The sequence below is a fragment of the Geomonas diazotrophica genome (assembly GCF_019063885.1).
Lineage (GTDB): Bacteria > Desulfobacterota > Desulfuromonadia > Geobacterales > Geobacteraceae > Geomonas > Geomonas diazotrophica.
The window spans coordinates 833,016-855,512 of sequence record NZ_CP077684.1 but is presented as its reverse complement, the minus strand read 5'-3'; the positions used below and the strand labels follow the sequence as shown (position 1 = coordinate 855,512).

The following is a 22,497-nucleotide window of genomic DNA, read 5'->3' as shown; positions in this document are numbered from 1 at the left end:
GAATCAAGTGAATAAACGGGTGCGTCAGGGACGAAAAAAGGGCGGAAGGTTTCCCTTCCGCCCCGCTTGCAGCTTTGCGCCCTTTCTTACTTGAAGAGGGCCTTCTGGTACTCGCGGTTAAGCCTTGCGATGAACTTGACGTTGATCCCTTTCGGGCAGGCGGCCTGGCACTCGTAGTGGTTCGAGCAGTTGCCAAAGCCCGCTTCCTGCATCGCTTCGGTCATGGCGCAGACGCGCTCGGCTGCCTCTGCCTTGCCCTGCGGCAGGGCGGCCAGCTGGGCGACCTTGGCCGAGGTGTAGAGCATCGCCGAACCGTTGGGGCAGGCGGCGACGCAGGCGCCGCAGCCGATGCACTCGGCGGCGTCCATGGCGTAGTCGGCGTCCACTTTGGGGACGAGGATGGCGTTACCGTCCGCGACACCGCCGGTGTGGCAGGAGGTGTAACCACCGGCCTGCATGATCTTCTCGAGGCCACTTCTGTCGACGATCAGGTCCTTGAGGATCGGGAAGGCAAGTGCGCGCCACGGCTCGATGTAGATGGTGTCGCCGTCGCTGAAGTTCCTCATGTGCAGCTGGCAGACGGTGGTACGCTCCTGGCCGCCGTGGGGCACGCCGTTGATGACCTGGGAGCACATGCCGCAGATACCCTCGCGGCAGTCGTGGTCGAATACGATCGGGTCCTTCCCTTCCTTGATCAGCTGCTCGTTCACTTCGTCGAGCATCTCCAGAAAGGACTGATCCGGACTTACATTTTTGGCATCGTACTGCTCGAGCTTGCCCGGCTGATTGGGACCACTTTGGCGCCATACGTGTAGTGTGAGGTTCATTATTTATAACTCCTTACCGCCAGATGAACGTTCTCGAACGTCAACGGCTCCTTGTGCAGTTCGGGCTCTTTGTCGACACCTTTGAACTCCCAGGCTCCAACGTAGCAGTAGTTCTCGTCGTCACGCTTCGCCTCGCCGTCGGGCATCTGGTGCTCGACGCGGAAGTGACCGCCGCAGGACTCGTTCCTGTGCAGCGCGTCCTTCGCCATCAGCTCGCCAAACTCGAGGAAGTCCGCCACGCGGCCGGCGTTCTCCAGCTGCTGGTTCAGCTCCTCTCCCTTGCCGGTGACCTTGACGTTCTTCCAGAATTCCTCGCGCAGGGCCGGGATCCGCTTGATGGCGTCCTTGAGGCTCTCTTCGCTCCTCGCCATGCCGACGTTCTCCCACATGATCTTGCCCAGCTCGCGGTGGAACTCGGAGACGGTCTTCTTGCCGTTGATGTTGAGGAGGCGGTTGTTGTAAGACTTCACGTCCTCGACCGATTTCTTGCACTCGGGGTGGTCCGCCTTGACCGCGCCCGGCTTGGTCTTCGCGAGGTAGTTCGCGATGGTGTAAGGGATGACGAAGTAGCCGTCGGCGAGGCCCTGCATGAGCGCGGAAGCACCCAGGCGGTTCGCGCCGTGGACCGAGAAGTTCGCCTCGCCAAGCACGAAGAGGCCGGGAACGTTGCTCTCGCAGTTGTAGTCGACCCAGAGGCCGCCCATGGAGTAGTGCGGTGCCGGGTACATGCGCATCGGCTGCTTGTATGCGTTCTCGTCGGTGATCTTCTCGTACATCTCGAAGAGGTTGCCGTAGCGCTCGCGGATGGTGTGCTCGCCCACGCGCTTGATCGCGTCGGAGAAGTCGAGGTTCACGCCGCGGCCGCCGGGGCCGACGCCGCGCCCGTCGTCGCACTGCTCTTTAGCGGCGCGCGAGGCGATGTCGCGGGGGGCGAGGTTACCGAAGGAGGGGTATTTCCTCTCCAGGTAGTAGTCACGCTCGTCTTCCGGGATGTCGTTGGGGTGACGGTTGTCCCCCTTCTTCTTCGGAGCCCAGCAGCGGCCGTCGTTTCTGAGCGACTCGGACATGAGGGTCAGTTTCGACTGGTGCTCACCGTGCTGCGGGATGCAGGTCGGGTGAATCTGGGTATAGCAGGGGTTGGCGAAGAAGGCGCCCTTCTTGTGGGCACGCCAGTTCGCGGTGACCGAGCAACCCATCGCGTTGGTGGAGAGATAGAACACGTTGACGTAGCCGCCGGTGGCGAGTACGACCGCGTCGCCCACGTGGGTACGGATCTCGCCGGTGATGAGGTCGCGGATGGTGATCCCTTTCGCCTCGCCGTCAACCACGACCAGGTCGAGCATCTCGGTGCGTGCGAAGAGCTTCACGGTGCCGGCCTTCACCTGGCGGGAAAGAGCCGAGTAGGCGCCCAGAAGGAGCTGCTGACCCGTTTGGCCGCGGGCGTAGAAGGTACGGGAGACCTGGGCGCCACCGAAGGAGCGGTTGTCCAGGTAGCCTGCGTAGTCGCGGGCAAACGGAACGCCCTGGGCGACACACTGGTCGATGATGTTGTTGGACACCTGGGCCAGACGCCAGACGTCCGCCTCGCGGGCACGGAAGTCGCCACCCTTGATGGTGTCGTAGAACAGGCGGTAGATGCTGTCGCCGTCGTTCGGGTAGTTCTTCGCGGCGTTGATGCCGCCCTGCGCTGCGATGGAGTGGGCGCGGCGCGCGCTGTCCTGGTAGCAGAAGGCTTCGACGTTGTAGCCGAGTTCGCCCAGGGTAGCCGCGGCTGCGCCACCGGCCAGGCCGGTGCCTACAACGAGAACTTTGTACTTACGCTTGTTTGCGGGGTTAACCAGCTTCAGGTCGAAGCGGTGTCTGTCCCACGAGGTCTGAATCGGTCCTTTCGGACATTTTCCGTCGAGTATCACTTGAACCCCCTAAAGTTTCAATAAGCCGGCCAGGATGACGGCAGGAATCGAGATGTATGCGAGCATGAGGATGGCGGAGATAACCTTGCCACCGGTACCGAAGGCCGGGATGGTCTTCTCGTTGTTCCACCCCATGGTCTGCAGGAAGCTCGGGATACCGTGGGAGAGGTGCAGGAACAGCATCAGCATGGCGAACATGTAGGCCAGGGCGATCAGGCCGTTGCCGAAGCTGGTCACCACCATCCTGAACACGTCCGGACGGTTGGCGGAGTCGAGGCCGACCACAACGTCGGGGGTACCATGAATGGTGAACTGGGCCAGGTGGTACACGATGAACAGAGCGACCAGCAGGCCGGTCCAGATCATGTTCTCCGAGGCGAAGCTCGCCTTCAGGTTCCTTTTCACCGCATAAGCGCCGGGGTTGGCCGCCTTGTTCTCCAGGGTCAGCGTGACGCCGTAGCAGATGTGAACGGCGATGGCTGCCAGCATGAACAGGCGGAAGGCCCAGACCAGCGGCGGCAGGCTATGCAGGTGCTCGGCATAGGCGTTGATGCCGTTGGGGCCGAAGAAAATGGTGGAGTTTCCGATCAGGTGTATCAGGATGAAGATGATCAGGAGCTGACCCGTGATGGACATCAGGATCTTTCTTCCCACAGAGCTAGATAAGATTCGCATGTTTTTGTCCCTTTGCCTTTTTTCGATTAATCAGTTGGGTTGGATTGCCTGCGTACACCGGAGGAGTACAAGTCCCGAAGACCCGATCACGGGGCGGACTCGCGGCTTCCGCTTGGGGAGGATGGGGGACCACGCCACGGGCTCAGTGTCTGCATTCGATCTCTCCTTTATTAATCTCACATTAGCAACAGTGGATGGTATGTATAGCATAAAAATCGGCGGGTTGATAGACGCGCATATTAAATGCCGTTATACGAAAATGCAACAGTTTTTTGTATACAGCATACAATTAATGGTTCAGCGACCTTAGCCCCTTCTAAACTGCAGTAACCATGTTTTGAAATAATGCTTACGCGGGCGTTATGTTGCATTTTTTACCCCGCTCTGCTAATTAGGATAGCGACCCTCAATAAAACATTAGGAAGCCAGGAAGGTTCATGATTTATAAACTGCTCAAGAAGGACCCCAAGTCCGGGGCGCGCCGCGGCGTGGTGACCACCGCTCACGGCGAGATCCAGACTCCCATATTCATGCCGGTGGCTACCCACGCTGCCATGAAGGCGATGACCCCGGCGCAGGTCAAGGAGACCGGCGCCCAGATCATCCTCTCCAACACCTACCACCTGCACCTGCACCCCGGCGAAGCCCTGGTGCAGAAAGCGGGCGGCCTGCACAAGTTCATGTGCTGGGACGGCCCGATCCTCACCGACTCCGGCGGGTTCCAGGTATTCTCGCTCCCGAAGAAGCGGATCACCGAGGAAGGGGTCTTCTTCCGCCACGAGGACACCGGCGAGGAGATCTTCCTCGACCCGGCCAAGGCCGTCGCCATCCAGGAGGCCCTCGGGGCCGACATCATCATGAACTTCGACGAGTGCATCCCCTACCCCTGCGACAAGGCGTACGCGGAGCGCTCCACCGAGAAGACCATCCGCTGGGCGAAGCAGTGCATAGAGGCGCACTCGCGCGAGAACCAGTACCTGTTCGGCATCGTGCAGGGGAGCGTGTTCGAGGACTTGCGAAAGCGCTGCGCCAAGGCGCTGGTGAAGATGGATTTCCCCGGCTACGCCATCGGCGGGGTATCCGTGGGCGAGGGGCTTGAGCTTTTGAAGCAGGTGGTGGGGTATACCGCGCCGCACCTCCCGGAGGACAAGCCGCGCTACCTGATGGGGGTGGGGCTCCCCGAGGACATCCTGGAGAGCGTCGAGCGCGGCATCGACATGTTCGACTGCGTCATCCCGACCCGCTACGCGAGAAGCGCCACGCTCTTCACCAACCGCGGCCGGATCCGGCTCACCAACAAGAACTACCGGCGCGACTTCTACCCGGTGGAGCCCAACTGCAGCTGCTACACCTGCCGCAACTTCACCAGGGCCTACCTGCACCACCTGTTCACCTCGAACGAGGTGCTCTCGGCGATCCTGGCCAGCATCCACAACGTGCACTTCTACCTGAACATGATGGCCGAGATCCGGACCTCCATCGAGGAGGGGCGGTTCCTCGAATACAAGCAGAACTTCCTCGCCGCGTACCTGAAGGGGAAATAGTGAACCTCGTGCAACGCCCATATCTCATTGCGACGCTGGCGCTGGCGCTCCTTGCCGGCTGCTCCAAGAAAGATCAGCAACACCCCCCCGAGGCCAAGCGCCCCCCGGCACAGATGGAGCTGACCGGCGAGGCCCTTTTCAACGAACGCTGCCGGGACTGCCACATCGTGAACGACAAGGGGGGCGTGGTCGGCCCCGAGCTGTCCCACGTCGGAAGCAAGCGGGACCGCCGTTTCCTCGAGCAGGTGATACGGGAACCGGCCAAGGTCTACCCCGGAACAGCCATGCCTCCCTACGACACCTTCTCGAAGAAGCAGATCGACTCACTGGTCGACTACCTGAGCGGGCTCAAGTAATATTTTTAATCCTTCACAGCTCGTCACCACGTCCCTTGCTCCCCTGCCCAGTCCAGTCCCTCTCCCCCCCCGGGAGAGGGGATCCGAAGGGGGGGTGAGGGGTTGTTGCACGCAGCGACTGGTGCACGTGGCGACTCCCTCCCTCCGCCCCTCTCCCGAGGGGGAGAGGGGGCACTGGACCACATGATCACAATCCACTCTTCCCGGAGAACCCAGCCATGACCACTGAAACCACGCAAAACCGCTTCGACCGCCTCATGGAGACCATGCGCAGACTGCGCGCGCCGGGAGGGTGCCCCTGGGACGCCGAACAGAGCCACGAGTCGCTCAAGCGATACCTGCTGGAGGAGTCTTACGAGGTGATCGAGGCGATCGACGCCAAGGACGACGCGCTCCTGAAGGAAGAACTAGGCGACCTCATCCTGCAGCCGGTCTTTCATGCGGCGGTAGCCGAGGAGCGCGGGGCCTTCACCATGGACCAGGTGCTCGACGCCATCAACGACAAGCTGGTGCGTCGCCACCCCCACGTCTTTGGGGACCAGGTGATCGAGAACAGCGCGGCGCAGGTGGAGAACTGGGAGAAGATCAAGAAGGGGGAGAAGGGAGACGAGCGGAAGTCGGCGCTTTCCGGCATCCCGCCGCACCTCCCTGCCCTCATGAAGGCGCAGAAGATCACCGAAAAGGCGGCCCGGGTCGGCTTCGACTGGGAACACACCGACCAGGTGTTCGCCAAGGTGATGGAGGAGCTGCACGAGTTCCAGGAGGCGATGGCCGCCGAGGACCAGCAGGAGATGGAGTCGGAGCTTGGGGATCTCCTCTTCGCCATCGTGAACCTAGGGCGCTTCCTGGCGCTCGACCCGGAGGAGGCCCTCAGGAAGACGATCAAACGTTTCACCCGGCGCTTCACCCACATTGAGGAGACCCTGCACGGAGCCGGGCGGAAGCTGCAGGATGCCACCCTGGAGGAGATGGATCTGCTCTGGGAAGAAGCCAAGAAATTAGAGAAACGTTGAATCTAATTAATTTTTTTGGGAGACCAGCGGCTTATCCACATTTTGTGTGGATAAGATGTGGATAACGATGTTGACAAACTGAGAAACCTGCGGCTTTTAAGCACTTTCCGCGTTCTGCATAAATATTCGCCACGACGATATTCGAACGAAAAATCAACAACTTACACCGGATTGTATACATTCGGGGTCTATCGACCCCACGATAAGTTAAACCAACCTAATTAGTCGACGGGGCCGGTGGAAATCCTGTGCATAACTACCTGATTTTCGCCCGCGCCACCCCTCCCTTGGCATCAAAATTCACCCCTTCCATCAACAACAGCCCCCGCTTCGAATCCGTCCCTCCCGGAGCGGTGAAACCGGTCATGACGCCGCTGGCCCCGACCACCCTATGGCAGGGGATGATGATCGGCAAGAGGTTCCTCGCCATGGCCCCCCCGATCGCCCTCGCCCCCCTGGGCGAGCCGCAGGCGTCGGCCACCTCCTGGTAGCTGAACACGCTGCCGTAAGGGATGGAGGCCACCACGCGGTAGACCTCTTTCTGGAACGGGGTGCAGCCATCCAGGTCCAAGGGAAGGTCGAAGACCACACGCTCGCCCGCGAAGTAGCGCTGCAGCAAGGCCGCCCCCTGCGCGGTCAGCGCGCTCTCGCCGCTTGCCTGCGGGTACAGGGTCGCCGCAAGTTCCAGCGCGTCGCCGGCGGACGCCGTGCCGTAGGGGAGATGATGGGCCACCACCCCCTTCCCGCTCGCCGCAAGCACCCCGTACCCGACGGAGGTCTCATATATGGTCCACGCAGTAACTGCCGCCCGATCGCTCATACCTTTCTCCTATAAAAAAACCGCGCAAGATTGCCGATATCCGAAGAACGCAGCAGAAACGATACCATGTTGTTCCTGTGCCTTTCCAGCGGATTCTGCAACCCTGCGCGGTTTTGCCTCCGTCTATTTTTTAAGCAGCTTTCTCTTCGCCAGGGCGATCACGTCCCCGGCCTCCTCGCAGCGCAGCAGGTGCGCCGACACCAGGAAGATGGCCATTCCCGCCAGCACCGCTCCGCCCAGCACGCCCCCCTTGAGCAGCCGTTTCCCGGCCGGCGACCAGTCGATGAGACGCATGATCCAATACACAACCAGCGCCATCGGGACGGAGGCGATGATCCCCTTCACCCCGGCAATGGAAATGGCCCGACCGCCGAAGGGTCCAATCTTCTTTCTCAGGAACCAGAGCAGGAGCAGCATGTTGCCCAGCGCGGAGAGCGACGAGGCGAGCGCCAGGCCGCCATGCTTCATGGGCCCCATCAGGATGAGGCTGAACAGCAGGTTGAGCACGAAAGCGGCGAAGGCGGTGAGCACCGGGGTCCTGGTATCCTTGAGGGCGTAGAAGGCGGGGACCAGCACGCGCACCAGCGCCACGAAGGAGAGCCCCAGGGAGTAGTACAGGAGGGCGATGCCGCAGTTGGTCGCCTTGGCGTAGTCGAAGGCGCCCCCCATGAACAAGAGGGAGAAGATGGGGGTGGCGCAGAAGATGAGTCCGACCATGGCGGGGATGGTGATGAACAGGGTGAGCCGGACGCCGTAGGAGAGGGATTCCTTGAGCGCGTCCATGTCCCCCGCGGCGGCCTGCCGGCTCATGGACGGAAGCACCGCCTGCGCGACCGACACGGTGAAGATCCCCTGGGGGAACTCGAAGAGCCGCTGCGCGTAGTAGAGGTAGGAAACGCTCCCCTCGGGGAGCATGGACGCCAGGATGGAGCCGACGGTTATGTTGAGGTAGTAGACCCCCACCCCGAACACCGAGGGGCCCATGAGCAGCGTGATCCTCTTCAGGGCCGGATGGTCCAGGTTGAAGTCCGGCTTGAGCGGGAAGCCCATCCGGTAGAGCACCGGCAACTGCAGGAGCAGTTGCAGCACCCCGCCGATCAGCACGCCGACGGCCAGCGAGACGATGGGGACCTGGAAACGGTCGTGCAGCAGCAAGGCGGACAGGATCATGGAGATGTTGAGGAACACCGTGGAGATCGCCGGGGTGAAGAAGTGGCGCAGCGTGTTCAGTATCCCCATGCACAGGGCAACGAGGCTCACGAAGAAGATGTAGGGGAACATGAGCCGGTTCAGGAGGATGGTCACCGACAGCTTCTCCGGATTGGACGAGAAGCCGGGGAACATCAGGTGCACAAGCTGCGGCGAGAAGATGATGCCGAGGACGGTGATGGCGGCCATCACCATGGTGAGCGCGGTGAAGCAGACGTTGGCCAGCGCGCGGGTCTCCTCTTCCCCCTTGTTGGTGTGCCACTCGGAGAAGGTGGGGACGAAGGCGGAGGTGAGAGCGCCCTCGGCGAAGAAGCGGCGCAGCATGTTGGGGATCTGGAATGCGGCAAAGAAGGCGTCCGTGTAGAGGCCTGCGCCGAACAGGCGGGAGACCACCATGTCCCGGACCATGCCCATGATGCGGGAGAGCATGGTGGCCGCGCCCAAGACGCCGGCGGCGCGGGCTATGTTCTTCTTTTCAGACAAACAACCTCCTAAAACATAAAAGCTTCAACGCAAAGGCGCAAAGGCGCAGAGTCGCAAAGAAAACCGGAAACACCCAAAGGGTGAAAAGCAAAAACCTGAAGCTCCTCCGCGCCCTAGCGCCTTAGCGCCTTAGCGCCTTAGCGCCTTAGCGTTAAGGCTTTTGACCCTGTTTCCTGTCCACCTGCCGGAAATAGTCCTCCCGGCAGAAATTCTCGACGTCGACCATGGCGGCGAAGGCCTCGCCGAACCCCTCCCGCCCCAGGGTGAACACGCCGTGCCCGTAGACGATGGCGGAACCGCTGGCGCCTATCACCGGCGGGACCCGCCTGGCCAGCCCACCCGCCCCGATCTCTCCCGCGACCACCGGCGTCCCCCCCAGTTCCCGCACGTGGGGGCAGTCCTTCCAGCAGTCCTTGATGGCACACTCCTTCTTCCGGTCGCAGATCATGCTCATCACCACGGAAAACTTCGGATGCCCGTGCAGGATGACGCGGGCGCCGGTCTGCTCGTAGACCTTCCGGTGCGCCAACAGCTCGCTGGAGGCGGTGATCCCGGTGGTGGACGAGTTGTCGGCGGGGACCGGGTCGATGCACCCCTTAAGTTCATCCAGGCTCGCGGCGGTCTGCGAGATGTAGATCAGCTCCCCCGCCGATGCGGAGATGTTGCCGAAGAAGGAATCGACCAGCCCCCGCTCCACGGTGTAGCGCCCCACCCGCTCGATCTCGGCGAGGATCTCCTCCTTCTCCAGGGAAAGGGCGCCGACGAAGTCAAGCCCCGCGGCCGACAGCGGCCTCAGCCATTGCTGGCGGAAGGCATCGAAGGCCTCCCGCTCCCCGGCCAGGCTGAAGCCGTCGGCGAGGACGTCCTGCAGGTACTTGACGAAGGTGGAATGGAACACGGAGGAGTAGTTGATGAAGGCCTGCTCCACCGTTATGGCACCGACGGCCACGATCCCGACCCCCTCGACGATGACCCCTTTCCTGTTGCCGAGGAGCTTGGCAAGGATGGGGGCGGGGTCCCCGGCAAGGTCCCGGCGGCGCAGGAAGGGTATGTCGTGCAGGAAGGTCCGGGTCTCGGTGTCCTGCGGCACGATGCACTCCTCCCCAGCACCGGCCCGGGCGATCAGGAAGTCGGCAAAGGGGAGGGACGGACGCGCGGCCACGAGCGCCAGGGAGTTGAGTCGCGACAGCGTGTTCCCGGCCAGGGCCGCCAGTTCGGGCGCCCCCGCCGTGATGAGCACGTCGTCCTGCGCCGCGAAGGCGATGCCGTCGGCACAGGCGGAGCGGTCGGCAACGAGTTTTCCCGTGTATTTATCGATTTGGTCTCGCATCTCTCACAGTTTCATGTTGGTTTCAGTAAAGGGGAGGCCCGGGTCTTCGTCCCCCGCACCCGATCAGGGCAGTTCCGCAAGGAGGTCCCGGCCGCCGAAGCATCCCCGCTCGTCGAGACCGCGGATGCGGTAGTACTTCTGCAGCTCCTCCTCGAAGCGGGCCCGGTCGATGGGGGGAACGTCGATCCCCTCGCCGGCGCTCCCGGCCTCCTCGAAGAAGCGCTGCGGCAGCATGTCGTTGGCGCGGCCGAACCCGTTGGCGCAGTTGTAGAAGCGCTCGGTGAGGTAGATCCGCTCGCCGATCGCCTTGAGCGACTCCGGGCCGTACTCCACGCCGGTCACCGCGGAGAGGAGTTCACCGTACTCCTCCAGGGTCGCGCCGAAGAAGGCGAACTTGCAGGCGACCAGGGAGTCGACCGCAGCGTTGACGTCCTCGGCGATCTTGATGATCCTGGCCTTGCCGGAGAAGGAGAAGCGGTCGGTGGGGACCGGCTTTCTCAGGATCTCGTGCGAGATGGGATAGGCGCGCAGATGGCAGCCGCCGCGGTTGGAGGTCACGTACGCGAGCGCCATCCCGTAGGCGCCGCGCGGGTCGTAGGCGGGCAGCTCCAGGGACTTCACGCTCATGGAGAGTTCGGGCTTCCCCAAAATCTCGGCTACGCGCCGGGAACCGAGGCTCAGGAGCTCCCCCTGGCCGTGGCGGTAGGCGATGTCGGCGAGGAGGCCCGCCACTTCCGCGGCATCCGGGAAACGCCCGCGCGCCTCGCCGAACGCCGACAGGGTGGCCGCGGCGGAGATGGTGTCGAGGCCGAGCTCGTTGCACAGCGAGTTGGCCTTCACGATGGCGTGCAGGTCGGAGATGCCGTTCAGGGCGCCGAAGTGGTTCACCGTTTCGTATTCCGGCAGCGGCTCCCCGGCAGCGCTCGCCTTCTTGCACTGGATGGGGCAGCCGTAGCACCCTTCCTTCCTGGCTCCGCACTCCTTGCGGATGGCCGGCCCGGAGTAGTTGCCGGACTCCGCGAAGAAGGTGGAGCGGAAATTCTCGGTGGGAGCCATGCGCCGCTGCGCCATCAGGTCGACCAGCGCCGGGGTGCCGTACTCGGCGATGCCCAGCTCGCCGAAGATGACCGGTGAGGCCCGGAACAGGCGCATGACGTCGGCGCGGGCGGCGTCGAAGCGCTCCTGGTCGGCAACCCCGGTCACGCCGTCGCCCTGCACCGTGATCGCCTTCAACCCCTTGGCCCCCATGACGGCACCGAGGCCGCCGCGCCCGATCGAGTTCCCCTCCCCCATCATGATGTTGGCAAAGAGGACACCGTTCTCGCCGGCGGGGCCGATGGCGGTCACCGAGCCGTGTACCTTGAGCGCAGCGACCGTCTCCTTCACCCCCTTGCCCCACAGCGACTGGGCCGGATGCAGTTCGGCACGCTCCCCCTCGACGCAGAGAAAGACCGGTTGGGGGCTCTTGCCCGTGATGAAGAGTGCGTCCAGCCCGGCCGCCTTGAGCCGCCAGGCGAAGCGCCCGCCAGCCGAGCAGTCGTAGATAGTGCCGGTGAGCGGCGACCGGGAGACACAGGCAAGGCGCGCCGCGGTGGGGGAATTGGTACCGCACAGGGGGCCGACGGCAAAGATGAGCGGCAGGTCCGGCTCGAAGGGGCCGAGGCGGAAGTAGTCCCGCATCAGCCTGACCCCCAGCCCGCGCCCCCCCAGGTAGGCGTGCAGAATCTCGGTGGGGATCTCCCTGCGCTCGCAGGTGCCGCGGGTGAGATCGACATGCAGCAACTTTCCGGTCCAGCCAAACATACGAAACCCCGAAAAAACTGTTCTACGTTCTATGTTCTACGTTCTACGTGGTAAGTCTCCCCGTCTTCGACTCAGCACCCAACACGGTGGTTAGAGCCGTCAACGCTGGACCTGGAACGTAGAACTCAGAACGGTTTCTAAAGCAGTTCCTGCTTCCCCTGCCGCTCCAGCTCTTCGACCACCTTCTTCACATCCTGCGCGGCCCCCTTGGAGCAGACCAGCAGCGCATCGGGGGTGTCCACCACGATCAGGTCGCTGACGCCGACAAAGGCTACCATTTTACCGTTGCCATAGGCAAGACACTCCTTGGCCCCGACGGACACCGCTCCGCTCGAGTTGATCACCACATGCCCCGCAGCGTCCGCCTCCATCACCTCGGGGAGCGCGCTCCAGGAGCCCACGTCGCTCCACCCGAAGGAGGCCGGAATAACCTGCACGTCCTGCGCCTTCTCCATGACCCCGAAGTCAATCGACTCCCCCTTGATACCGCCGTAGATGTCGGCTATCTGGGGCTTCAGATCGGAAATTTCCCACACGTCGGTCTCGAAGGTGAGCTTGGCCAAGGCCTGGGAGAGCTCGGGCATGTGCTGCGCGATCTGGTCCAGTATGGCGCAGGCGCCCCAGACGAACATGCCGCTGTTCCAGTAGAAGCGCCCGGAGGCGAGGAACTCCAGGGCGCGCTCCAGGTTGGGCTTTTCCACGAAGCGTTTGACCGGGGCGGCGCCGGAACCGGCAGGATCTGAAGCCTCGATGTAGCCGTAACCGGTCTCGGGCCTGGTCGGGGTGATCCCCAGGGTCACCAGCGCGCCGCTCACCGCTACCGAGCGTGCGGCAGCAAGGGTGGCGCGGAAGGTCTCCTCGTCGACGATGTAGTGGTCGGCCGGCAGCACCACCATGATCCCGTCCGGGTCGAAGCGGGCGATGATGGAGGCGGCCAGGCCGATGGCTGGTGCCGTGTTGCGCCCCACCGGTTCCTCGATCACGTCGACCGAGACCCCCTCGATATATGCCAGCTGGCTCCTGGTCTCGGCCGCCTGCAGCGCGTTGGTGATCACCATTACCCGCTTGGGATAGAGCGGCAGGACGCGTTCCACCGTCCTTTGCAGCATCGACTTGCCGCCGAAGACGGACATCAGCTGCTTGGGCGTGCTTTTGCGGGACAGCGGCCAGAACCTGGTGCCGGAGCCTCCTGCCAGGATGACGATGTACATGGTTATTCCTCCAAAGCGACGGATAGATGCCCCTCCGCAAAGGAGGGGGAGGAACTGCAAAATCAGCTTGTTCCCTGCATGGGCCTGCGCAGCTTCATGACGAGCGCCGCGGGGAAGAAGGCGAACAGGCTCAGCATCGCTCCCATCTTGGCGGCAGAGCTCGCTGCGGGGTCGGAAAAGGCCTCCCCGGCTACGAAGAGCGCAACGGTGAAACCGATCCCCGCGATCAGGCCGGTCGCGAACAGCTCCCTCAACCCCACGCCGATGGGAAGCGGAAAGCCGAGCTTGCTCCCCAAGAGCGCAAACCCCACGATGCCGGTCGTCTTGCCACAGATCAGGGAAAGAAGCACCAGCCACGTGGCGGGGCCGACGGAACTGAAAGCGACGCCGGCATTGACCAGCCCGAAGACGAAGAGCCCCAGGTCCACGAAGAGCTTCCAGTCATGCTCGAAGCGGGAGAGCGGCGTCAGGTCGTTGGGGTCCATGTCGAACATGTGGCGCTTCTCCACCGGCGGGTGCGGCAAAAAGGGTACCACGAGGGTCAGCGCCAGGGCCGGGTGCAGGTGCGCCTCGTGCAGACCGAACCAGCTGAGCGCCCCCCCGAAGACGAGGTACGGCCAGTAACTATTGACCCTCAAGCGGCGCAGCAGGTAACAAAGGGCGACCGCGGCGCCGCACAGAACCAGCCATGCGGGTTGCACCGGGGCAAGGGGGTCGCCGTAAAAAAGCGCTATGATCAATAGCCCTACCGCGTCATCGGTTATGGCCAGCAGCAGCAGGAAGGAGATGGCCGGATGCCCCCTGCCGAAAATGAAACGTGCCGCGAGCCAGGCGAGCGCGATGTCGGTCGCGGTCGGGATGCCCCACCCCCGGTACAGGGAGGGCTCCCCGAAGAGCCCGTTCAGGAACAGGTAGAGCGCGACCGGCCCCAGTATCCCGCCGACGGTGGCAAGAAGCGGGTTGACGGCGCGCCGCAGGGGGTGCAGATCGCCCCCCGGCAGACAGCTCTGGGTGATCTCGACGGCGGCGATGCCGAAGAAGAACGCCATGAACAGGTCGTTGGTGACGAAGTGAACAGAAAGACCCGCAAGAAGCGGGTCGTGCAGGAAGTGGTGGTACTGCTCCGGGGCCAGGTTCGCCCAAAACAGCGCGGCGATCACGCCGGCCGCCAGGGGAACAGAGAATTCCCTGAGCAGGTTCAGTTGTTTGTTCATCTATACGATCGGCTCCACGGCGGTATCGTCGGCGCTCTCCGCGGCAGGAGCTTCCACACGGTGGTAGTCGTCCTGGAACCGGACGATGTCGTCCTCGCCCAGGTACTCGCCGCTTTGCACCTCGATGATCACCAGCGGGATCACGCCGGGGTTCTCCAGTCGATGCGTCGAGCCGATCGGGATGAAGGTCGACTCGTTGATGTTGACGATCTTCACCGTATCCCCGCAGGTAACCTTGGCCGTACCGGATACCACGATCCAGTGCTCGCTGCGATGGTGGTGCATCTGCAGCGAAAGTCTCTGCCCCGGAAACACCTCGATGCGCTTGATCTTATAGCCGTTGTGCTCGTCCAGGACGGTATATGTTCCCCAGGGACGCTCTCCGCGTTCCATGATTGCCTCCATGTCTTTCGGTGGTGGTTGTTCAACCTCTCCCGGTGCATTCGGGTCTGTAGGGGCGAATAATCATTCGCCCAGCTTCGGGATTTATCGTGCCGGCCTCAGTTCCAGGTAGCGCTTGAGCGCGTCCTGCCAGGGCTGGGGCACGAAGCCCGTGTCCTGCTGCAGCTTGCCGCAGTCCAGGGTGGAATAAAGCGGCCGCGGCGCCGGGCGATTCAACTGCTCCGTGGTCATCGGCAGGACCGCGACGTCGAGTCCGGCCAGCCGAAAGATCTCCTTCGCGAAACCGTTCCAGGACACGAACCCCGAGTTGGCCGCGTGGTAGGTCCCCTGGCATCCCTTGTCCAGCAGGGCCTTGATGGCCAAGGCAAGGTCGCGGGTCCAGGTGGGGGAGCCGATCTGATCGTCCACCACGGTCAGCTCCTTTTTCTCCGCGCCCAGCTTCAGCATGGTCTCCACGAAGTTCTTCCCGCCATGGCCGTAGAGCCACTGGGTGCGCACGACCAGGTGGTCCGGGTTGAACCAGGTGTTCATCTCGCCGGCGAGCTTGGACTCACCGTAGACGCTGAGGGGGGCCGCCAGGTCGTCCTCCAGGTAGGGGGAGCCCTTTTTGCCGTCGAAGATGTAGTCCGTGCTCACCTGGACCAGCTTGGCGCCGATCTCCTTGCTGATCATGGCCAGGAAGGCGACCCCTTCGCCGTTGACCTGCATGGCCAGCTCCGTGTTGGACTGGCAGCCGTCCACGTCGGTATAGGCGGCGGCGTTGATCACCACGGAGGGCTTCAAGGTGAGGAGCACCCGCTGCACCGACTCGAGGTCGGTGATGTCGATGTCGTCTACGTCCACCCCGCGTGCGGCGTCGCCATAGAGCGCCATCAACTCCTGCCCCAGCATCCCTTTGCTGCCAACTACCAGAATCATCTCAAACCCCTTAAAACCTGTTCTACGTTCTAGGTTCTACGTTGACACCAAACATCGAGCTCGTGCGCTTGTGGCACCGACACCCCAGCCTTGGGGCGACCAGAGACAAGCAAAGATTTTAACTTAGAACGTAGAACATAGAACGTAGAACTTGTTTTTTCCTTACGCCGCTCCGTACTGCATCTCGTAGTATTCCCGGTAGGCGCCGCTCACCACCTCCTCGACCCACCCCTGGTTGGCCAGGTACCAGTCGATGGTCTCGGCGATGCCGCGCTCGAAGGTGTAGCTCGGCTCCCAGGAGAGCTCGCGCTTGAGCTTGGAGGCGTCGATGGCGTAACGCCTGTCGTGCCCCTTGCGGTCCTTCACGAAGGTGATCAGCTCGCGGCTCTCCCCCGGGGCGCGCCCCAGCCGCTCGTCCATCAGGTCGCAGACCAGATTCACGATGTCGATGTTCTTCCACTCGTTGTTGCCGCCCACGTTGAAGATTTCCCCCGGTTTGCCGCTCTTGAGCACGCGCTCGATGGCTGCGGAGTGGTCCTTCACGTGCAGCCAGTCGCGCACGTTCAGCCCGTCGCCGTAGACCGGCAGGGAGCGCTTCTTGAGGATGTTGTGGATCATGAGCGGGATCAGCTTCTCGGGGAAGTGATAGGGACCGTAGTTGTTGGAGCAGCGGGTGTTCAGGGTCGGCAGTCCGAAGGTCTCGAAATAGGCGCGCACCAGGAGGTCGGCACCGGCCTTGCTCGCGGAATACGGGGAGTTGGGCGCCAGCGGCGTCTCCTCGGTGAAGTACCCTTCGGGCCCTAGGCTGCCGTACACCTCGTCGGTGGAGACCTGCAGGAAGCGGAAGTCGGGGAGCGTCTCGGCGTGCAGACGGCTCGCCTCCAGGAGGGTCTGGGTCCCCATCACGTTGGTTCTCACGAATATGTCGGGGCCGGTGATGGAGCGGTCGACGTGCGATTCGGCGGCGAAATGCGCGACGGCATCCACCTTCTCCTCGGCCAGCAGGCGCGCCACCAGCTCGGCGTCGCAGATGTCACCCTTCACGAAGCGGTAGTTGGCGTTCGCCTCCACCGCCGTCAGGTTCTTCAGGTTCCCGGCATAGGTCAGCAGGTCCAGGTTGATCACCCGGCACCGCGGGTTCCCCGCCATGAAGTGGTTGATGAAATTGGAACCGATGAACCCCGCCCCTCCCGTAACAAGTAAAGAGGTAGGGGTGAACGTATCCTGCATAAGGCCTCCGGTCGGCTTTTGGTCCGGGCCCCTCGACCAGGCGGTGCCCTCTTTTCAGCCGACTATTGTAGATACACCGGAAAAAGCAAAAGTGTCAACTCCTTAGCAACTTTGGCGCGTGGGCTTAACACCTCGTTAGAAGGTCTGAAGCGGCCCCAGCGACCCCAGCCCGGCCAGGGAGAAGTTGATGGTGAACTGCTTCTCGCCGCTTACCTGGTGACTGCTCACGCGGTCCGAGTAGGCGAGCACCACGCTCCAGCACTGCTGGCGGTACTCCACCGCGTAGCGCGACTCGAGGAAGCCCCCCTTGTCGAAGGAGTAACGCCCCAATAGATCCGCCGTGAGCTGGCTGGTGAGCGGGAAGGTAACGCCGGCTCCGAGGTAGTCCAGCTGGTCCCGGCTGTGCCGGTAGGTTACGGTGGCCTGGTTGCGCCCCTCCCCCTTGAACTGCACGCCCAGGTTCGCCGTGGAGAGCTGGTTGTCGGTCGTGTTGTAGCGGCCGTCGACCAGCAGGGAAAGTTCCTGCAGCGGGCTCACCACGCTCTCCAGCATCAGGTCGGTGAGACGGTTCCCTTCGTCCACCAGGGTCAGCAGGTCGCGACGCTGCCCGGAGAACTGGTACCCCTGGGAAAGCTTCAGGTAGAGGATGTCACGGTACTCGTCCGGCATCCCTTCCCGGGCGTACTTGCGGGTGAAGGTGTTGGCGACGGACCAGTAGGCGATGCTCTGCCCCAGCACCCGGTCGCCGTAGTCGTAGAAAGGCAGGTCCTCGTCGCTGCGCCGCTGCACGTAGTTGTATTGCAGGGAGGGAACCAGCAGGTGCCGCAGGGTCCCGTCGTAGATCCGCTCCAGCGGCAGCGAAAGAGACCCGCCGCCGTCGGCCTGACCGATCTGGCGCCAACCGGTCTCGGGGGTGTCGCCCCCCGCGTTGTACAGGCGCTGCTGGAACGCCCCGAAGAGCGAGAAGTCCAGGATCCCCGCAGGCTTGGCATAGTAGCTGACGCGCGGGTGCAGGACGAGCCGCTGCCCGGTCGGACCCACGGCGTGCTCGAAGTTGGTAAGGCTCGAATCCATGGAGAGGAAGAGCGGGCCCACCTTTTCTCCGGCGGCGATGAAGCCGAAGGTCGGCAAGCGCTGCAGCGTGGCGCGGTTGTTGGCCGCCTCGAGGTCCTGGTCGTAGCGCAGCGCGCCGCTCAGGCCGTAGCGCTCCCAGCGGCGGTCGAAGGAGACCGACGACTCCAGGAGCTGGCGGTTGTATTCGCCGGAGAACTCGCCGTAGTCGAGATAGTACCTGCGGTCGGAGACCAGGTGGACGGTGGAGGCCAGCGTCAGTTCCGGCGTCAGCAGCTCCAGGTGCTTCTGCTGCAACTCACCACGGAATTTGGACTCGTTAGTGTCGTAGATGCCGAAGGCGCGCAGGCGCCCCTGGCTGTCGTTCGGCCTCAGGTAGCGGTAGTCGACACCGGTGCCGACGCCGCGCGAGCTCTCCAGGTCGAGGTCGAAGGTCGCCTCCTGGCTCGGGTCGATGGCCCAGTAGTAAGGCTGGTCCAGGTAGAACCCCTTCTTGGAGGAGAAACCGAGTTTGGGTATCATGAGGCCGGACTGCCGGTCGGTATTGGCCGGGAAGACCAGGTACGGCGTGTAAAAGATGGGGAAGTCGTCCACGTAGAAGACGGCGTTTCTCGCCGTGGCGTACTCGTCGAGGGTGACGTCGACCTTCTTCGCCTCGAAGCGCCAGCTCGGATGCTCGCCGTCACAGGTGGTGAAGGTCCCCTGCTCGACACGGTAGTCGTCTTCGCCGGTCTTCAAAAGCCGCGGGGCGCGCAGCCTGAAGTTCGATTTCTTGATGAACAGCTCCCCGTTGGTGAGCTCGCCGTTCTGGGTGAGCAGGTTAAGAGAGAGCCGATCGCCCTTCATGGTGTCGCCGCCGCGCTCCAGCAGCACGTCACCCTCGGCAAGGGTGTCGCCGGTGAGGCGGCGGTAGATGACGCTGTCCGCGAGCAGGGAGGCCCCCCCCTGCAGGATCTGAACGTTCCCTTCGGCACGGTAGCTATCGGTGGGGCTGTCCACGAACAGGGAGTCGGCCTTGAGGGTAGCCTCCTTGTCGGGCAAGGTCACCTTCTCGGGGGAGGCGGCCTTGTCGGCAGGAGTCGCGCTGACAGGGGAGACCGGCTTGCTGGAAAAGATCGCCTTCTCCTTGCCATGGGCAAGCGCCGCCGAGAACAGCAGGTAGGTAAGGAGCCACAAGGCTCTTGCAGGTTTCATCGCACTCCAGAAAACCAAAATCGTTCTAAGTTCTACGTTCCAAGTTCTACGTTAACTGCTCTTCTCGGCCTGCGTCCCTCGATGCAGCCCTCGGCTTGGGCGATACGCCGGACTCGGCGCCGTTCGGCCGTCACCCCTTTTCACCCTCTGAATGGCTCGAAGCTTCGGGACTTCAGGTGGCTGCGCGCCTCACCCACGGTGAACAGCGAACCGCAGACCAGGATCAGGTCGTCGTCCTGGGCCAGGTTCCGCGCCAGCTCGATCCCCTGGGCCACGCTCCCCGCCTCCATCGCCTCCACCCCGACGCCGAAGCAGTAGGCGGCAATTTCGCCGGCGGGAAGGGCACGCTCCAGGGCGGGAGCGACGGCGAATACGCGGTCGACCAGCGGCAAGAGCGGCGCCAGTATCCCGGCGAGCTCCTTGTCGGCCATGACGCCGGCCACCAGGAAGAGCTGCCGGCGCGGGACATCGGCGAGCGCCTCGGCCAGGGCGGCCGCCCCCGCCGGGTTGTGGGCGCCGTCGAGCAGCAGTCGGGGCGGCCCGGGGAAGAACTCCATCCTCCCGGGCCAGCGGGCGTTGGCCACGCCGGCGATCATCGCCTGGGGAGTCACCGGGAATCCCACCGCCCGCAGCAGTTCGGCCGAGGCGAGGGCCAGGGCCGCGTTGCCGCTCTGGTAACGGCCGAAAAGGCCGCAGGAAAGCGCGTCCAGCGTGACGCCGACGCCTCGGTAGTTGAGCAGGCCGTCAAGCCAGAATGCGTCGAAGGATTCCCCCTGGCGGTAAAGCGGCGCGTCGAGCTGGGCGGACCGGTGCTCGATGATGAACTGCGCGTCGCGGTCCTGGCGCGCGGACAGGACCGGCGCTCCGGGCTTGCAGATCCCTGCCTTCTCGGCGGCGATATCCTCGATAGTTTTACCAAGATAGTCGGTATGTTCCAGCGTGATCGGCGCAATGGCGCAGAGCACCCCCTGCAAAACGTTGGTGGCGTCGAACCGCCCCCCCATCCCCGCCTCGAACACGGCGATCTCCACCCCGGCTTCCGCGAAATAGAGGATGGCGAGGGCGGTGACGATCTCGAAGAAGGTGGTTTCGTCGGGCGCGGCGGCCATCACCGCCTCGGTGAGACGCACCACGTCCTCCTCCCCGATTTCGGCCCCGTTGATCTGGATGCGCTCGGTGAAGGAGATCAGGTGAGGTGAGGTGAAGAGTCCCGTCCGGTACCCGCCGGCTTTGAGAATGGAGCAGAGAAAGGAGGCCGTCGACCCCTTGCCGTTGGTGCCGACTACGTGGACCGCCTTGAAGGCGTCCTGCGGGTTGCCCAGGTTGGCAAGGAGACGTGTGATCCTTTCCAGTCCGGGCTTTATGCCGAACCGACCGAGGGCATAGATGTGCGCAAGCGTTTCGGCATAGGTCATGACAGGCCGGGATTATAGGTAAAGAAGGTGAAAAAGTCCATATTAATCCCGGAGCCTGGGGGGCTAGCGCTCCGGCCAGGCGAGGCGCAGTCCGAGGCCGATGAGGATGCAGCCGGCGGCCTGGCCGATCCGGTTGCCGGCGCCGGCGCTGCGGTCCAGCCAGCGCCCGATCTCGCCGGACAGCAGCGCGACCACGCCGAAGCCGAGCATGGTGAGGACGACAAAGGTGCTCCCCAGGATGAGCATCTGCAATGGCACCCCGCCGCGCCCCCGGTCCACGAACTGCGGGAAGAAGGCGAGGAAGAAGAGCGCCACCTTGGGGTTCATGATGTTGGCCAGGATGCTCTGCCGGAAGATGACCCGGCTCTGCAGTTGCCCGGCCGCGCCGTCGGGCACCAGGGACGCCCGGCTTCTCAGCATCTTGTAGCCGATGTACATGAGGTAGGCGGCGCCGGCATACCTGACGCAGGCGAACGCGGTCGCCGAGGAGGTGATCAGGGCGGAGAGGCCGACGATGGCGAAGAAGGTGTGCGCGAAGTTCCCCAGGGCAAAGCCTGCCGCCGCGGCCAAGGCCGCCTTTCTCCCCTGCGCGACACCGCGGGTCATCACGTAGATGATGTCGGGACCGGGGGTGAAGATGAGCACGGTTGAGGCGACGGCGAACAGGGCCAATTGGGAAAGGGAGACCATGGCAACTCCGGATAAAGATAAAGATAAAGATAAAGATAAAGATAAAGATAAAGGTAAAGGTAAAGGTAAAGGTAAAGATTGAAATCAAAAGTCGGCAAAAAGAAAGGTTAAAACGTTGAAAGAGATTCCTTTCGCTGCCTTAACCTTTCATAGTTGATCCGACATCACGCCGGCACCAAAAGTCTTAATCTTAATCTTAGTCTTAAGCTGCTTTGTAAAGCATCTTAAGGATGCTGGAAAGCTGCGCCTTCATCTTGGAGCGCTCCACGATGACGTCCACCATGCCGTGGTCGAGGAGATACTCGGAACGCTGGAACCCCTGGGGCAGCTTCTGGCGGATGGTCTGCTCGATGACGCGGGGACCCGCGAAGCCGATCAGCGCCTTGGGCTCGGCCATGTTGACGTCGCCCAGCATCGCGAAGCTCGCGGTGACCCCGCCGGTGGTCGGGTCGGTCAGGATGGAGACGAAGGGAAGCCCCGCTTCGCGCAGCTTCGCCAGCGCCGCCGAGGTCTTGGCCATCTGCATCAGCGACAGGATGCTCTCCTGCATCCTGGCACCGCCGGAGGCGGAGACGATGATGCACGGGGTGCCCTGCTCCAGGGCGCGCTCGATACCGCGGGTGATCTTCTCGCCGACGACGCTACCCATGGAACCGCCCATGAAGGAAAAGTCGAAGACGCACAGCTGCACCGGGGTCCCTTCGATCTTGCCGGAGCCGCAAACGATGGCGTCCTTGCTGCCACCCTTGGCGAGGGCCTGGTCGATGCGGTCCTGGTAGCTCTTGCTGTCCTTGAACTCGAGGAAGTCGACCGAGACCATGCCGGCGTCGAACTCGGTGAAGGTCCCCTCGTCGATGAGCAGCTCGATCCTCTTCTTGGTGGAGATGCGGTAGTGATGGCCACACTTCGGACAGACGTTCAGGTTGCTCTCGATGTCCTTGGTATAGATGGTCTCATTACAGCTGACGCACTTCGTCCAGAGCCCTTCCGGAACCTTTACCTTGTGCTCCGCCCCTCTCGCCATCGGCGGATTATCCCTTTTGAACCAAGCCATATGTGCCCTCTTTTGGGGAAAGCCCCAAGCTGTTTTATTAAGTCGTAAATCAGCGCTGATTCTTAGCAGATCGCACCTGCTATGTCAAACAAAACGGTGCAGGCTCGCCGCTAAACCATTGAAAA

General features: G+C 63.0%; 19 protein-coding genes. 3 read left to right on the top strand and 16 right to left on the bottom strand.

Translation table 11 applies throughout. From position 1 onward, the window contains the following. Positions 1–86: 86 nt before the first annotated feature. From KP003_RS03690 to KP003_RS03680, 3 genes are read right to left on the bottom strand one after another with little or no spacing between them, the layout of a single operon-like run. On the bottom strand, positions 87–827 hold the full coding sequence (locus KP003_RS03690) for a succinate dehydrogenase/fumarate reductase iron-sulfur subunit (protein ID WP_216500358.1): 741 nt from the start codon (positions 825–827) through the stop codon (positions 87–89). Further along, on the bottom strand, positions 827–2,740 hold the full coding sequence (locus KP003_RS03685) for a fumarate reductase/succinate dehydrogenase flavoprotein subunit (protein ID WP_216500359.1): 1,914 nt from the start codon (positions 2,738–2,740) through the stop codon (positions 827–829). The genes KP003_RS03690 and KP003_RS03685 overlap by 1 nt, the downstream gene beginning before the upstream one ends. A 9-nt stretch (positions 2,741–2,749) precedes the next feature. Next, positions 2,750–3,415: a succinate dehydrogenase cytochrome b subunit gene (locus KP003_RS03680; RefSeq protein WP_216500360.1), complete on the bottom strand. Its 666-nt coding sequence runs from the start codon at positions 3,413–3,415 to the stop codon at positions 2,750–2,752. Between the two features lie 437 nt (positions 3,416–3,852). Between KP003_RS03680 and tgt the strand changes: the two genes are divergently transcribed. From tgt to mazG, 3 genes are all read left to right on the top strand, one after another. Beyond that, positions 3,853–4,959 carry a tRNA guanosine(34) transglycosylase Tgt gene (gene tgt / locus KP003_RS03675; RefSeq protein WP_216790607.1) on the top strand — a complete coding sequence of 369 codons (1,107 nt, stop codon included), beginning with the start codon at positions 3,853–3,855 and terminating at the stop codon, positions 4,957–4,959. Beyond that, the gene (locus KP003_RS03670; protein ID WP_239027607.1) at positions 4,959–5,315 is read left to right on the top strand and encodes a c-type cytochrome; all 357 of its coding nucleotides are present in this window, start codon (positions 4,959–4,961) and stop codon (positions 5,313–5,315) included. The genes tgt and KP003_RS03670 overlap by 1 nt, the downstream gene beginning before the upstream one ends. Before the next feature lie 218 nt (positions 5,316–5,533). Beyond that, positions 5,534–6,328 (top strand): nucleoside triphosphate pyrophosphohydrolase, encoded by a 795-nt coding sequence (gene mazG, locus KP003_RS03665; protein ID WP_216790605.1) that lies wholly within the window; start codon positions 5,534–5,536, stop codon positions 6,326–6,328. 256 nt (positions 6,329–6,584) lie between these two features. On the opposite strand, the gene KP003_RS03660 is transcribed toward mazG, so the two are convergent. From KP003_RS03660 to accD, 13 genes are all read right to left on the bottom strand, one after another. Then, positions 6,585–7,148 carry a methylated-DNA--[protein]-cysteine S-methyltransferase gene (locus tag KP003_RS03660; RefSeq protein WP_216500363.1) on the bottom strand — a complete coding sequence of 188 codons (564 nt, stop codon included), beginning with the start codon at positions 7,146–7,148 and terminating at the stop codon, positions 6,585–6,587. Positions 7,149–7,271: 123 nt separating this feature from the next. After that, positions 7,272–8,840: a murein biosynthesis integral membrane protein MurJ gene (gene murJ, locus KP003_RS03655; protein ID WP_216500364.1), complete on the bottom strand. Its 1,569-nt coding sequence runs from the start codon at positions 8,838–8,840 to the stop codon at positions 7,272–7,274. A 151-nt stretch (positions 8,841–8,991) separates the two neighbouring features. Further along, positions 8,992–10,170, bottom strand: coding sequence for a class II aldolase/adducin family protein (locus KP003_RS03650; protein ID WP_217300382.1), 1,179 nt, complete (start codon positions 10,168–10,170; stop codon positions 8,992–8,994). Between the two features lie 63 nt (positions 10,171–10,233). Beyond that, positions 10,234–11,973, bottom strand: coding sequence for an aldehyde ferredoxin oxidoreductase family protein (locus tag KP003_RS03645; RefSeq protein WP_217300381.1), 1,740 nt, complete (start codon positions 11,971–11,973; stop codon positions 10,234–10,236). A gap of 137 nt (positions 11,974–12,110) precedes the next feature. Then, a complete protein-coding gene (locus tag KP003_RS03640; protein ID WP_217300380.1) occupies positions 12,111–13,184 on the bottom strand; it encodes a mannose-1-phosphate guanylyltransferase in 1,074 nt (357 codons plus the stop codon). A gap of 62 nt (positions 13,185–13,246) precedes the next feature. Then, positions 13,247–14,398 carry a Na+/H+ antiporter NhaA gene (locus KP003_RS03635; protein ID WP_216500369.1) on the bottom strand — a complete coding sequence of 384 codons (1,152 nt, stop codon included), beginning with the start codon at positions 14,396–14,398 and terminating at the stop codon, positions 13,247–13,249. Further along, complete coding sequence (locus KP003_RS03630; RefSeq protein WP_216500370.1) at positions 14,399–14,791, bottom strand: phosphomannose isomerase type II C-terminal cupin domain; 393 nt, start codon at positions 14,789–14,791, stop codon at positions 14,399–14,401. It lies immediately after the preceding gene. Between the two features lie 93 nt (positions 14,792–14,884). Then, positions 14,885–15,718: a dTDP-4-dehydrorhamnose reductase gene (rfbD, locus tag KP003_RS03625; RefSeq protein WP_216500371.1), complete on the bottom strand. Its 834-nt coding sequence runs from the start codon at positions 15,716–15,718 to the stop codon at positions 14,885–14,887. Positions 15,719–15,880: 162 nt separating this feature from the next. Continuing rightward, positions 15,881–16,948 (bottom strand): dTDP-glucose 4,6-dehydratase, encoded by a 1,068-nt coding sequence (rfbB, locus tag KP003_RS03620; RefSeq protein ID WP_217300379.1) that lies wholly within the window; start codon positions 16,946–16,948, stop codon positions 15,881–15,883. A gap of 135 nt (positions 16,949–17,083) precedes the next feature. Further along, positions 17,084–19,213, bottom strand: coding sequence for an LPS-assembly protein LptD (locus KP003_RS03615; protein ID WP_217300378.1), 2,130 nt, complete (start codon positions 19,211–19,213; stop codon positions 17,084–17,086). 140 nt (positions 19,214–19,353) lie between these two features. Further along, positions 19,354–20,628: a bifunctional folylpolyglutamate synthase/dihydrofolate synthase gene (locus KP003_RS03610; RefSeq protein WP_216500374.1), complete on the bottom strand. Its 1,275-nt coding sequence runs from the start codon at positions 20,626–20,628 to the stop codon at positions 19,354–19,356. A 63-nt stretch (positions 20,629–20,691) separates the two neighbouring features. Continuing rightward, entirely contained in the window at positions 20,692–21,318 is a 627-nt protein-coding gene (locus tag KP003_RS03605) for a LysE family translocator (protein WP_217300377.1), read from the bottom strand. 202 nt (positions 21,319–21,520) lie between these two features. Next, a complete protein-coding gene (gene accD / locus KP003_RS03600) occupies positions 21,521–22,372 on the bottom strand; it encodes an acetyl-CoA carboxylase, carboxyltransferase subunit beta (protein ID WP_216790590.1) in 852 nt (283 codons plus the stop codon). Between the last annotated feature and the right edge of the window lie 125 nt (positions 22,373–22,497).